We start from the raw sequence: 13,844 nt of genomic DNA on the forward strand, positions 1-13,844 counted from the left end.
CGGGGCGTTTTTTTTATTTTTATGAAATGATAAATACTTCTTTTTTAGATAAAATTGCACATGTTTTAATTAAAGATTATTCCGATAAATTATCGAATACAATAGTAGTCTTACCTAATAAAAGAGCCAAGATATTCTTAATCGAAGCCTTAAAAAAACAAGTAAGCTCTAATGTACTTTCTCCAGAGATTATTAGTATTGAGGATTTTATTCAAGATATTGCGGCTATTCGTACGGTAGATCCTATTGAATTATTGTTTGAATTCTATGAGGTTTATTTGTCAGTTACCGAAAATTCAAGCCAACAGTCCTTTGAGTTATTTGCAAATTGGGCCAAAATGCTTTTGCAAGATTTCAATGAAATTGACCGTTATTTATTAGATCCTACTCATGTTTTGTCTTACCTAAAAGACATTGAGGATATCAAAAAATGGGGAATAGAGGTAGAGAACAAAACCCAACTACTAGAGAACTACATTGACTTCTGGAAATTACTGCCCAATTACTACCAATCATTATATGCTCATTTGCTAAAAAAAGGGATAGGCTATCAAGGTTTAATTTACCGTCAAGCAGTAGAAAATCTTATTCATTTTTCGAAAACAATCACCGATAAGCATTACGTTTTTGCAGGCTTTAATGCCTTAAATGCTTCTGAAGAAAAAATTATTCAACACCTTATTGCTGCTGATCAAGCTAAAATATATTGGGACGCAGATCAAACGTTTCTAAATGATCCCTATCATGATGCAGGGCTGTTTTTAAGACGATTTAAAGCGAACTGGAAACACTATAAATCCAATCCTTTTGAATGGATTGTAAATGATTTTTCGGAAACAAAAAATATCCAAGTCATTGGCACACCAAAAACAATTGGTCAGGCCAAAATTACTGGAAGTATAATTGAAAAAATCATCAACAAGAATCCTTCAGCTTCACTTGATAAAGTAGCAGTTGTTCTTGGTGAGGAAAATGTGTTAGTTCCCCTTTTGTATTCGCTACCCTCAACCGTTGGTGCTTTGAATATTACCATGGGGTATTCGAGTAAAAACAATCCAGCTCAAATTTTGATTGCAAAGCTTTTCAAGATGCACACCAATGCCCTGTCTCGTAATGCTAAAAATTATGTGTTGTATTACAAAGATGTCTTGGATATTTTGACACATCCATTAGTGGAACCCTATGCCAAAACATCAGGATTGGTTACTATCATCAATCAAAATAATTATACATTTATTACCCATCAAAAGGTGATGGAATTAAATCCTGAACCTACTGATTTGTTTCTACTATTATTTAAAAAATGGGAGCAAGGGTCAATTGCAGTTTTAGATACTATTTCCGGTTTATTACTGACCATTAAGAACAACTTGAGTAATGATAATGAAGAAGAAAAAATTACAAAAGCCTTTGTTTTTGCTATTTTTAAGGTCATTAATAAATTGATTAATTATTATTCACAACACGAACATATTGACAAGATAGACACTTTACATGCTATTTACAAACAAGTAATTGATTTGGCGGAGGTTTCATTTGAAGGCGAGCCACTCAATGGTTTACAAATCATGGGTGTCCTTGAAAGTCGGGTTTTGGATTTTGATACCGTAATTGTTACTTCTATGAATGAAGGGAAGTTTCCGGCAGGAAAATCACAGAATTCTTTTATTCCTTATGATGTGAAACGCGAATTGGGATTGCCTACTTTCAAAGAAAAAGATGCGATTTACACCTATCACTTTTATCATTTACTGCAACGTGCAAAAAACATCTATTTGCTGTATAACACCGAAAGTGAAGGACTGGATGCAGGTGAAAAAAGCCGATTTATTACACAGCTAGAAGTAGAGAAGCAACGCAATCATAATCTTACGCACGAAATATACAATGCTGTGCTACCTGAAACGGCTTATACGCCAATGAAGATTCAAAAATCGGAAGCAGTGATGACGCGATTAAAGGAAATTGCCACTGTTGGTTTTTCACCTTCGGCATTGACAAGCTATATCAGGAATCCGATTCAGTTTTATTTTCAGAAGATTTTGCGCATTCGCGAAGTCGAAGAAGTCGAAGAAAATATTGCGTTGAATACGTTAGGAACTATTATTCATGAAACATTAAAAGTCTTGTATGAGCCTTTTATTGGTAAATTCATAGCCGAACATGATATTCAAAATTGCTTTAAGCAAATAGATGCTGAAGTACTCAAACAATTCAAGGCCGTATACAAAGAAGGAGATATTAAAAAAGGGCGAAATCTACTCGCTTTTGAAGTTGCTAAACGCAACGTGTCTAATTTCTTAAAAGTGGAATTAGAAAGTATCAAAGCAGGTGATGCGATCAAAATCATTGCCTTAGAACAAACTTTTGAACGGACGTTAACGCACCCAAGCTTGCCTTTTCCTGTATTGATAAAAGGGAATGTCGATAGAATCGAAGAGCGTAACGGCACTATCCGAATTATCGATTATAAAACGGGTAAAGTAGAGAAGTCGAGTGTGACTTTGAAAACGTGGAAAGGACTAACTGAAGAAATTAAAAACGATAAGATCATTCAGGTTTTGGCCTATGCTTTCATGTATGAAAAACTAGCGGATTCAAAACCTATTGAAGCAGGGATAATTTCGTTTAAGAATTTAAAATCAGGATTTTTACCTTTTAATTTTAAAGAGGAAAAAGACAGTGAATATGTGATAAACGATATTATTATGGCTAATTATTTAGAACAAATTGTGTTGCTTTTAAAGGAAATTTTGGATGAAAAAGTACCATTTGAGGAAAAAATAATTTAGTGAATTGTGAGACGTGAAATGTGAAAAGTTATAATTGAGAATCATATGCGTGATTTTTAATTAGCATTATTTTGTCATTGATATTCTAGAAATTTATTTTCTTTACAAAAAAGAGCAACTATCAAAAAAGCACTCAATATATTTGAATTTTTTAAAAGTACTTTAGTCATTAATTTGGCTTTTTGTGTTCTGCCAGTTCTTTACTTGGGGTTTTTTGCTTTCAAGTATACTTTTTTAACGGTTGGTTTTGCGGTTAGTTTATTAGCCAAGGAAATCAATACTAAAAACGAATATTTGTTTTATTACAACAATAATATTTCTAAAACAGAACTTTGGTTGTATGCTTGGTGTTGTAATTTTGTAGCTCTCATTTTTCTAAGTCTTACTATTAATTTTATCAGTTTACTATTTTGAAAAAACATGTACTTGAAATAGACAGCGTTCAGAAAAGGTTTGATAATAAATCCATTCTGTCGGATGTGTATTTAAAATGTGAAACGAATGATATCATCGGTTTATTAGGTCGAAATGGCTCTGGGAAATCTACATTACTGAAAATTATTTTCGGAATTGAGATTGCCGATTTCAAGTTTGTCCGAATTGATGGCGTCGTGAAAGATAAAACCAATGATTTGTTCCAGCAAATTAGTTACCTCTCTCAAGATAATTTTATTCCAAATCATTTTACCGTTAACAAAGCAATTGCACTAACATTAGAAAAAAGCAAAATAAATGCCTTTAATGATGATGAAATAATTAAGACTTTCAAGGATAAAAAAATTAATCATCTTTCTGGAGGAGAGTTGCGCTATCTCGAAATTAAACTGATTCTTAACAATACTTCTCAGTTTGTTCTTTTAGACGAGCCTTATAACGGTTTGTCACCATTAATGATTGAAAAAGTCAATCTTTTGTTACAAGAACATTCAACAAAGAAAGGAATTGTTATTACAGATCATAATTATGAAAATGTAATTGCTATTTCTACTAAATTGATATTGATGAAAGAAGGAAAAGCCCATCATCTAACCAATAAAAATGAATTGATTGAAAAAGGATATTTAAGAACTGGAAATTTCTAAATTTTCTTAAAAAATTGTAATAAAACGCCTGTCAGTTCTTCTTGGTTTTCAATATGTGACATGTGTCCGTCAGGAAAAGTAATTAATTCTACATTGGTATTTTCAACTTGAACTTTGGTTTCTTCGTAGTCTAAAACAGGATCTTTTTCGCCTAAAATCAACATTTTTGGATAAGGAGTAAGATGCAGTAAAACTTCTCGGTCTTTGCGTATTTTCATGCCTTCTAGTGAAGCAACAATAGCTTGAAGCGGTGTTTTTAAAGCTTCTTTTTTTACAATTTCAATTTGGTCATTTAATCGCTCTCGATTGTTTTCACTGAATAAATTGGTTATAGCCATGCTTACAAATCCTTTGTAGCTTTGTTTAACAGCCTTAATTGCTCGATCTCGATTTGTTTTTCGTTCATCACTATCTGCTTTTGCAGTTGAATTCAGTAAAACTAAACCTTTTACGGCATCAGGATGCATTTCGGCGAAAGCTAGAGCAACATAACCGCCCATAGAATGCCCAACGAAAATCGCTTTACGAATGCGCAACTCTGCCAAGACCGCATGAACAGCATCTGCATTGTCTTCCATGCTTTGCACATAACCCAAACATTCTGTTTCGCCATGACCCAATAAGTCAATCGTGATTACTCGATTTTTTTTGGTAATAGGGGCGATGAGGTTGTTCCACATTTTTTGATTTTCAAGAAAACCATGGAGGAAAACTATTGCGGTTCCTTTTCCAGTATCGGAGTAGGCAATACTTGTATTTTTGAATTGTATGTGATTCACTTTTTACTTTCGTTTTTGAGGGACAGCAAAATTAGTAATTTAATTACGTTTAAATCCTATAAGTTTTTAAGATAGTAGGCAAGATGGTTTTTTAAACGATATAAAGTATAGAAGTACATGTAAGTTTTTAGTTTCTAATTCTAACAACTGTCGTTATTTTGTCATTTAGACGGAGGAGAAATCACATAATAGGAGAAACTAGCGAGATGCCTCCTTCGCTGTATGACATGTTTGAGGAATAGTGTTAGTTGTTAAAATCGATTATCACCATCCAATAGATTTCCTAAACCGCCTAGTAAGCTTCCTTCGTCACGGCTGTTTCCACCTGCTTTGGGTGCGGAGGCTATGATTCTATCGGCTAGTCGGCTGAAGGGTAATGATTGTACATAAACAGTTCCAGGACCTCGAAGTGTGGCGTAAAATAACCCTTCTCCTCCAAAAATGGAATTCTTGATGCCGCCTATGAACTCGATATCGTAATCGACATCTTTGGTGAATCCTACAATACAACCGGTGTCAACTTTAAGTACTTCGCCTGCTTTTAATTCTTTTTTGGCTAGCGTTCCTCCTGAATGTACAAATGCCATTCCGTCTCCTTCGATTTTTTGCATGATGAAACCTTCTCCACCAAAAAGGCCGCGACCTATTTTTTTAGAAAATTCGATACCAACAGAAACACCTTTAGCAGCGCATAAAAACGAACTTTTTTGGCAGATGAATTTTCCTTGAAATTCGGTTAGATCAATTGGGAGGATTTTACCTGGGTATGGTGATGCAAAAGAGACTTTTCCTTTTCCGTGATGCTGATTGATAAAGGCTGTCATGAACATGCTTTCGCCTGTTAAGACTCTTTTTCCTGCACTTAAAAGCTTGTCAAAAATCCCTGATTGTTGTTGTGATCCGTCGCCAAAAATGGTTTGCATCTGAATGTTATTGTCCATCATCATGAAACTGCCTGCCTCGGCAATGACAATTTCTTGTGGATCTAGTTCGATTTCTACATACTGCATTTCTTCGCCGAAAATCTGGTAATCTATTTCGTGTGCTGTCATAATTTTGATTGTATTGATTTTTAAAAGATGATTTATGTTTTTTAACCATTAAGGAATTAAGGTTCATTGTATTTTATACTTTTTATAAGACGCAAATGGAGTTATAAAGTTACATTTTTTGGTAATTTTAGAATTGTTGTTTTGGGAAATTTAACGTTGTTGTAATGCGCAAGGGATGGCAGCGGATAGCCCACAGTCCCGTTTTTTAGGGACGAGGACTAGAAGTGTACAGCCCGACCCTGCCGGAGTTTACGGAGGCGGGATGCGCCCAAGAAAAATGTTTAATCGTTTATTTGTTTAATGGTTGTTTGTTTATTTGGGCTTTGAATATAAAAAAACGGCTCACATTGCTGTGAACCGTCTTTTTTTTTCTCTTGATTCTATTTTCTTACGAATGCATCAAACTTTCTATTTCGTCTGCCTCGATAGGAATGTTGCGCATTAAATTGAACGGCTCTCCTTTTTCTTGAATGACAACATCGTCCTCAAGACGGATTCCAAAACCTTCGGCTGGGATATAAATTCCAGGCTCTACCGTGAAAACCATATTGGCTTGCATAGGTTCAGTCAAGATTCCGTAATCATGCGTGTCTAGACCCATGTGGTGGGAAGTTCCGTGCATGAAATATTTTTTATAGGCAGGCCATTCTGGGTTTTCATTTTGCACATCGGCTTTATCGATTAAACCCAAACCTAATAATTCTGAAGTCATTAATTTACCCACTTCAACATGGTATTGTTTCCACATTGTTCCTGGAACAAGCATTTTTGTCGCTTCGTTTTTAACGTTTAATACGGAATTGTAAACTGCTTTTTGTCGGTCAGAGAATTTCCCTGATACAGGAATCGTACGTGTCATATCACTAGAATAATTAGCATATTCAGCTCCTACGTCTAGTAATATTAAATCACCCGCTTTACATTGTTGGTTGTTTTCGATATAATGTAACACATTTGCATTATTCCCTGAACCAATGATTGGCGTGTACGCAAAACCTTTGGAACGATTGTAGAGGAATTCATGAATAAATTCGGCTTCAATTTCGTATTCCATTACATTTGGTTTCACAAAAGAAAGGATGCGTCTAAATCCTTTTTCGGTGATGTCACATGCTTTTTGAATAAGGTCTAGTTCTTCACTTTCTTTCACTGAACGGATGCGTTGCAGGATAGGATTGCTTTTAGCAACAGTGTGTGCAGGATATTTTTCTTTCCACCATTTTACAAAACGGGCCTCACGAGTTTCAGTTTCTACTGTCGCTCTATAGTGCTCGTTTGTATTGATATAAATCGTATCAGAATGTGTCATTAATTCGAATAAAACTTTCTCGAATTCTTGTAACCAGTACACAGTTTTGATTCCAGAAACAGATAACGCGCGTTCTTTGGTTAGTTTCTCTCCTTCCCAAACGGCGATATGTTCGTTCGTCTCTTTTAAGAATAATATTTCTCTTTGATGCTCATAAGGAGCATCTGGAAAAAGTAATAAGATGCTTTCTTCTTGGTCAACGCCACTTAAATAAAAAATATCACGGTGTTGCGCAAATGGCATGGTGCTATCGGCACTTATAGGATAGATGTCATTTGAGTTGAAAACGGCAACACTTTTAGGCTTCATTTGAGCCATGAATTTGGCGCGATTTTTTATAAATAAGTCACGGTCAATTTGATGGTATTTCATAACGATCTTGTTTTTTACTTTTATTTATTCAAAAATACTAAGTTTAAATTGTTTCTAGTTATGAATTCGATAATTTTAAGTAAAAAACAACAAAAAACGCATTGGCTTAAAAAGAGTCTTTTTAAACCAATGCGTTTTGCAATTGAATTAGTAACTTATTTTATTTAAACTGTGCCGTTTCTGTTGAGTCTTTCATCGCTGTTGTTGAAGATCTTCCAGTGGTAACGGTATTTTGTACGGCATCAAAATAGGATGTCCCTACAAAGCCTTGGTGTTTAACCGCTTTAAATCCGTGCTTTTGCAACGCAAATTCACGCTCTTGTAATTCAGAATATCCTGCCATTCCTCTTTCTTTATAGGCTTTTGACAATTCAAACATACTGGTGTTTAAAGCATGAAATCCTGCCAAAGTGATGAATTGAAATTTGTATCCCATTGCAGCAAGGTCTTCTCTAAAGGTTTCCATTTCTGCAACGGAAAGTTTTGCAGCCCAGTTGAATGAAGGCGAACAGTTGTAGGCTAACATTTTGCCTGGGAATTCTTTGTGAATGGCATCGGCAAATTGTTTTGCATAAGCTAAATCTGGGTTGCTCGTTTCCATCCAAATCAAATCAGCATAAGGCGCATAACTTAACCCTCTATCAATTCCTTGTTGTACACCACAGTTTACATGGAAAAAACCTTCGGATGTTTTTTCACCTGTAATAAATTTTGCATCTCTTGGATCAATGTCGCTTGTTAATAGATTTGCCGCATCCGCATCAGTACGTGCTACAATTAATGTTGGTGTTCCCATAACATCCGTTGCTAAACGTGCAGCAACCAATTTGTTAATAGCCTCTTGGGTTGGAACTAATACTTTTCCGCCTAGATGACCGCATTTTTTAGCTGAACTTAATTGATCTTCAAAGTGAACTCCAGCAGCTCCCGATTCAATCATGGATTTCATTAATTCGAATGCATTTAGGTTTCCACCAAAACCTGCTTCGGCATCCGCTACAATTGGTACTAAATAATCTTTTTTATTTTCTTCTCCGTTTACAACCTGTATTTGATCTGCACGTAATAATGCATTGTTGATTCTTTTTACTACTAGCGGAACGCTATTAGCGGGATATAAAGATTGGTCAGGGTACATTTCACCGGCAACATTAGCATCAGCAGCTACTTGCCATCCGCTCAAATAAATAGCTTCTAATCCAGCTTCTACTTCTTGAATGGCTTGATTTCCAGTTAAGGCACCTAATCCAGCTACAAAATCTTGAGCGTTTAGTTTTTTCCATAATTTCTCAGCACCCATTCTTGCAATACTGTGTTCTATTTTATAAGAACCTTGCAAGTTGATTACTTCTTCAGCTGTGTATGGGCGCTCAATGCCTTTCCACCTTGGGTTAGTGATCCAATCCGTAACTAATGCTTGAATTCTTTCTTCTCTAGTTTTCATAATTTCTTTTTTTTTGGTATTTTTTTTTGGTTTGTTTATAAGTATTTGTAGCCTGGAATAGTTAGGAAGTCAATAAAATTTGGATTTACAACGAGCACATCTAACAATTGTTCGGCTAGTTTATATTCTCCATTTTCGTGGCTGTCTTCTCCAACTAGTTTTTTAATTTTTTCATATTCTTCCATAGCTAAACGATGGTAATAATTGTTGGTCAGTTTTTTGTTATTGTCCAAAGTGACTCCGTTTTGTAGCCACTGCCATAGTTGTGATCTTGAAATCTCGGCTGTTGCTGCGTCTTCCATCAAATGATGAATAGCGGCGGCACCTTGACCATGAAGCCAAGAAGCGATGTACAGAATAGAAACATTGATGTTTTTTCGAATGCCTTCTTCTGTAACGGTTCCTTTTGGCACTTCTAATAAATCACTCTCTGTAATGTGTAAATCGGTTCTTTTTACGTGAATCTGATTTTTTGTTGGCATTTCTCTGTCGAATACTTCCATGGCAAGCGGAATCAAATCTGGATGTGCTACCCATGTGCCATCATGCCCGTTTTTAACTTCTCTTTCTTTGTCGGCAATTACTTTATTGAAAGCAGTTGTGTTTGCTTCTGGATTGTTTTTTATCGGAATCTGCGCGGCCATTCCGCCAATTGCATGAATGTTTCTTTTGTGGCAACGCTGAATTACCAGTTGCGAATACGCGCTCATAAACGGTGAGGTCATGGTTACTTGGTCTCTATTTGGAACAATATAAGCGGGGTTATTTCTTAGTTTTTTGATGTATGAAAAGATGTAATCCCAACGTCCGCAATTCAATCCTACGATATGTTCTTTTAATTCGAATATGATTTCGTCAAGCTGAAAACTCGCTGTTATCGTTTCTACCAAGACCGTCACTTTGATCGTTCCTCTTTGCATACCTAGATAATCCTCGGTAAAATCAATTACTTCATTCCACCAGCGTGCTTCAAGATAATGTTCCAGTTTTGGAATGTAATAGTAAGGTGCTGAACCGTCTTTTAGCAATTGTTTGAAATTGTGAAAAGCATATAATCCAAAGTCAACGAGTGCGCCCGATGTTTCTTGATCTTCAATCAAAATGTGTTTTTCTTGCAAATGCAAACCTCTTGGGCGGACCAGTAAAACGGCAGTCGTATCATTCAGTTGGTATTTTTTATTTTTTGAAACATCTTCCAGAACGATGGTTTTGTTTACAGCATCTATTAGATTTTGTTGTCCTTGCATTAGATTACTCCAAGTAGGCGAGGTGCTGTCTTCAAAATCGGCCATAAATGTTTTTGCACCGCTATTCAAAGCGTTAATAACCATTTTTCTATCGACTGGACCAGTAATTTCGACTCTACGGTCTAATAAATCGTCTGGTGTGGGAGCGGCTAGCCATTCATTTTCACGAATGTTTTTTGTTTCCAATGGAAAAGTTGGCAAGGCGCCTGCATCAAATAATAGTTGTTGTTTTTTGCGATCTTCTAATAATACAATTCTTCGATTGTTGAATTGATGATGCAAATTAGTTAGATACTCCATCGCATCTTCAGTTAATACATCTGGGAATTGTTGATTGGCATTAGCCTTAATTCGCAATGTTTTTTCAATTGTGTGGGTTGATTGTTTCATGGTTAATATGTTTTACATGACAATGTTACGAAAAGTTTTTTACAAAACAAGCGAACGTACGCTAAAAATTTAAAAAACTTTTTTTTGCTGTTTTTATTTTTTAGCGTATATTTGAAATATGAACATGGAAAAGGATTACATCAAGTTAATTTTTGGGTTAAAACTCAAGCAAGCACGCACGAATAAGAATTTGTCTCTATTTGGTTTAGCCAAAATCACCGAGCTCTCTAAATCGTATTTGAATGAAATAGAGAAGGGGAAAAAATATCCCAAGACCGATAAGATTATTCTACTAGCTGAAAAGCTAGAGGTTTCTTACGATCATATGGTGTCTTTGAAATTGGATAATAATTTGGCTCCTATTGGTGAGATTTTGAAATCGGGAATTTTAAAAGAGATACCGCTTGACATCTTCGGAATCCAAGAAAATGATTTGATTGATATTATTGCAAATGCTCCAGCCAAAGTCAATGCGTTTATAAGTACGATTATTGAGATCGCGCAACACTACAATTTAAGTAGGGAAAGTTTTTTCTTGGCCGCCTTGAGATCTTATCAAGAAGCGCACAATAATTATTTTGAAGATTTAGAACAAAAGGTTTTGGATTTTTCCAAAGCGTTTCACATTGATATGAACAACAAAATTTCGTTAGATGAATTAACGGCAATTTTGAAAGAAGAATACGGCTATACGATTCAGGAACTTGTTTTTTCGGAGCAAGAAGAGTTGGGGGATTTGCGTTCGATTTATGTTCCCAAAAGCAAAACTTTATTGCTGTCACTTGAGATTGATGAACAGCAAAAAGCGTTTATTTTGGCAAAAGAAATTGCCTATAATTATTTAGAAATTCAAGATCGTTTGTATACGTTTAGTTGGATAAAGTTCGATAATTTTGATCAGGTTTTGAATAATTTTTATGCCTCTTATTTTGCAGGCGCATTGTTGATTCCAAGAAAAAAACTTATAGGGGAGCTCAATATTTTTCTGTCTAAGAGTAATCCAACATCACAAGAAATGATTGATTTGATGGGGCAATTTAATGTGTCGCCAGAATCTTTTTATCAAAGGTTAACAAACATTCTACCAAAGGATTTTCAGTTAAAAAACTTATTTTTCCTGCGTCTTTCTCATAAAATAGGAGCGGATACCTATCAGATAAAAAAAGAATTGCATATTACCAATCAGCAAGAGCCTCATGCTAATGAAATGAATGAGCATTATTGCCGAAGATGGATTTCTGTAAAAACAATTGAAGCGGCTATTGCCGAAAAAAAGAGTCATTATTTTGGCGCTCAAATATCCCGTTACGACAATAGTAGTAATGAGTATTTGGTTTTTTCATCAGCTACCGATGATCCGTTTAAGAAAGATTGTTTGAGAAGTATATCGGTTGGGATTTTAATAAGTCCTGCGATGAAAAAGAAATTCAAGTTTATCGATAATGAAAGTATTAAAAGGCAAATTGTTGGTGTTACTTGTGAAACTTGTGCGGTTAAAAACTGCGAAGAACGCGCGTCGCCACCCATTCAATTAGAGCAAAAAAAGCGGAATGAAAATACCGACTTAATTGTACAGCAGTATATGGCTAAATTTAGTTAGTCAAAATATTTTAATTAAAAAACCTCAATTATAAACTAGTTACAATCGAGGTTTTCTGTTGTGTTAATCTACCCATTTATAATAACGAGCACCCATAAGATTTGGGATTTCTTTTTCTATTCGGTCAAGAATCCATTCATTTTTTGGTTCTTGGATACTAGCACTTTGTTCTTTTTTGTGCAGTTTTTCATAAGTGTCAAAGTCTATTTCGTGACTCTGTGCTAACGTTTCAAAAAGCTTGCAATTTGCAATAGCGACTGTCCATTCTGGTTGAATTGTTCCTTCAAAAACTTTTGATTTTGAGCCACTACCATAAGCTAGGAAGCCAAATTTAGCACCATTTATTTCCTTCTCAGTATCCTGAAAATGTGCCAAAGTAGATAATAATCCCATGAAAATAGAACCTGTGTATAAATTCCCAATTAAAGAAGAAGCGAGTTCAGCGGGCATTAATTTTTGGATTACAAAATTCTTGTATTCCTCTGATTTGCTGGTTTCTTTTAGTTTGTTTTGGTACTCTTGAGCGTCTTCGTTTCCAGTGATCGTTTTGTTTTTAGCGTCTAAGGTGTAAATTTCAGATAACATGCGGCGTCCTTGAAAAGCATACGGTAAATGCATGATAATACTTTCCCATGAATTGTAAATAGTATCCTCCGTTTGTTTTAATTTTTTGAAAGAAAAATAAGCGTCACGAGTCCGATCCATATAACATTGATTCGAATATTGTCCATCAAAAACAGGTTGCTCTTTGTGAATTTCTATTTCGGATTCTAGGTTATCAAACCAAGGTTCATTGGAGTTATTTCTGGTAATAGCTTCTTTAGAAATGGTTCTGTAGGGTTTAAAGAAGTCAAAAACGCCTTTGGTACTTGTTGCCCAGTTATTCTCAAAAGAAATAATTCTTGGATTCGACGCTATCAAAATCGCAACTGCTCCAGCGCCTTGGGTGTATTCTCCAGTAGAATTCAAATCGTATTTAGCCAAATCTGTAGTGACAACTATGGCTTTCTTTGTTGGATTTAGTTTTACAAAATCAATGCAGTTGTGCATCGCGTCTACGCCACCAATACAGGCAAAAGTAAAGTCAACTACATCACATTGAGATAAAGTATTTTCTCCAAATTTTTGTTCCATCAATGCTATCAAGAAAGAACTGATGGGTTTTGAGCTATCAATACTGCTTTCGGTACCTATATATATACGGGCAATTTCATTCAAGTTGATGTTGTTGTCTTGAATTAATTTAGTTAAGGCATTAGCTCCAAAAACTACAGTATCTTGATGAACATCTGCTAAAGTCATTTTCAATAATCCGAGGCCTTTTTCTAGTTTTTCGGGTTCAATATTTCGGGCTTTCGCCAAAGTGGTAATGGGTAAATGTATCTTGGCAACATCAAAAGATATGCTATCAATTCCTACTTTCATTTTGATTTTTTTTAACTTGTAAAGTTAAAATCACGCAGGCAGAATGCAATTTTTTAAATGCACAAAATGCCTCTTTTTTGTGTTTTTATTAATTTAAAAGGAAAGGGCGGCTAAAATTATATGATTGATAATTATAACTCTTTATGGAGGGCCATTATTATTTATTTTACAAAACCATATTTAAGACTTTTTTGTCATTTGTTTAACTAACTTACCGTTGTATAAAGGGTTAGCGCTTATTTTTTAGGAATTCAATAGTTTTTTGGCTAAAACACTTTAAAATCATTATAAATAACAACGAAAAGGTTGTAGTTCAAGTCTATTTGCTTTATTTTTGTCCTATTTTTCAAAA

The 13,844-nt window shown here is 35.0% G+C and carries 9 protein-coding genes; 3 read left to right on the top strand and 6 right to left on the bottom strand.

Going from position 1 to position 13,844, the window contains the following annotated elements:
• The first annotated feature begins 26 nt into the window (after positions 1-26).
• Both AB3G34_RS15420 and AB3G34_RS15425 read left to right on the top strand, forming a co-directional pair.
• On the top strand, positions 27-2,792 hold the full coding sequence (locus AB3G34_RS15420; RefSeq protein WP_369752950.1) for a PD-(D/E)XK nuclease family protein: 2,766 nt from the start codon (positions 27-29) through the stop codon (positions 2,790-2,792).
• Positions 2,793-3,202: 410 nt separating this feature from the next.
• Entirely contained in the window at positions 3,203-3,874 is a 672-nt protein-coding gene (locus tag AB3G34_RS15425; protein WP_367773034.1) for an ATP-binding cassette domain-containing protein, read from the top strand.
• On the opposite strand, the gene AB3G34_RS15430 is transcribed toward AB3G34_RS15425, so the two are convergent.
• From AB3G34_RS15430 to aceB, 5 genes are all read right to left on the bottom strand, one after another.
• Positions 3,871-4,653: an alpha/beta fold hydrolase gene (locus AB3G34_RS15430; RefSeq protein WP_369752951.1), complete on the bottom strand. Its 783-nt coding sequence runs from the start codon at positions 4,651-4,653 to the stop codon at positions 3,871-3,873. The genes AB3G34_RS15425 and AB3G34_RS15430 overlap by 4 nt on opposite strands.
• A gap of 251 nt (positions 4,654-4,904) precedes the next feature.
• Positions 4,905-5,705: a TIGR00266 family protein gene (locus AB3G34_RS15435; RefSeq protein ID WP_369752952.1), complete on the bottom strand. Its 801-nt coding sequence runs from the start codon at positions 5,703-5,705 to the stop codon at positions 4,905-4,907.
• Positions 5,706-6,093: 388 nt separating this feature from the next.
• Positions 6,094-7,386 carry an aminopeptidase P family protein gene (locus AB3G34_RS15440; protein WP_369752953.1) on the bottom strand — a complete coding sequence of 431 codons (1,293 nt, stop codon included), beginning with the start codon at positions 7,384-7,386 and terminating at the stop codon, positions 6,094-6,096.
• A gap of 160 nt (positions 7,387-7,546) precedes the next feature.
• On the bottom strand, positions 7,547-8,833 hold the full coding sequence (gene aceA / locus AB3G34_RS15445) for an isocitrate lyase (RefSeq protein WP_367774090.1): 1,287 nt from the start codon (positions 8,831-8,833) through the stop codon (positions 7,547-7,549).
• Positions 8,834-8,865: 32 nt separating this feature from the next.
• Positions 8,866-10,467 (bottom strand): malate synthase A, encoded by a 1,602-nt coding sequence (gene aceB, locus AB3G34_RS15450; RefSeq protein ID WP_369752954.1) that lies wholly within the window; start codon positions 10,465-10,467, stop codon positions 8,866-8,868.
• A 118-nt stretch (positions 10,468-10,585) separates the two neighbouring features.
• Between aceB and AB3G34_RS15455 the strand changes: the two genes are divergently transcribed.
• Positions 10,586-12,067 (top strand): helix-turn-helix domain-containing protein, encoded by a 1,482-nt coding sequence (locus AB3G34_RS15455; RefSeq protein ID WP_367756575.1) that lies wholly within the window; start codon positions 10,586-10,588, stop codon positions 12,065-12,067.
• Positions 12,068-12,130: 63 nt separating this feature from the next.
• On the opposite strand, the gene AB3G34_RS15460 is transcribed toward AB3G34_RS15455, so the two are convergent.
• The gene (locus AB3G34_RS15460) at positions 12,131-13,492 is read right to left on the bottom strand and encodes a hydroxymethylglutaryl-CoA synthase family protein (RefSeq protein ID WP_369752955.1); all 1,362 of its coding nucleotides are present in this window, start codon (positions 13,490-13,492) and stop codon (positions 12,131-12,133) included.
• Positions 13,493-13,844: the final 352 nt, after the last annotated feature.

The organism is Flavobacterium sp. WC2409 (assembly GCF_041200085.1).
Taxonomy (GTDB): Bacteria; Bacteroidota; Bacteroidia; order Flavobacteriales; family Flavobacteriaceae; genus Flavobacterium.

Excerpts from the sequence above, each read along its gene's own strand:
- AB3G34_RS15435 (WP_369752952.1), bottom strand. The coding sequence starts at position 5,705 with ATGACAGCACACGAAATAGATTACCAGATTTTCGGCGAAGAAATGCAG.
- AB3G34_RS15460 (WP_369752955.1), bottom strand. The coding sequence starts at position 13,492 with ATGAAAGTAGGAATTGATAGCATATCTTTTGATGTTGCCAAGATACAT.
- AB3G34_RS15420 (WP_369752950.1), top strand. The coding sequence starts at position 27 with ATGATAAATACTTCTTTTTTAGATAAAATTGCACATGTTTTAATTAAA.
- AB3G34_RS15440 (WP_369752953.1), bottom strand. The coding sequence starts at position 7,386 with ATGAAATACCATCAAATTGACCGTGACTTATTTATAAAAAATCGCGCC.
- aceB (WP_369752954.1), bottom strand. The coding sequence starts at position 10,467 with ATGAAACAATCAACCCACACAATTGAAAAAACATTGCGAATTAAGGCT.
- AB3G34_RS15455 (WP_367756575.1), top strand. The coding sequence starts at position 10,586 with ATGAACATGGAAAAGGATTACATCAAGTTAATTTTTGGGTTAAAACTC.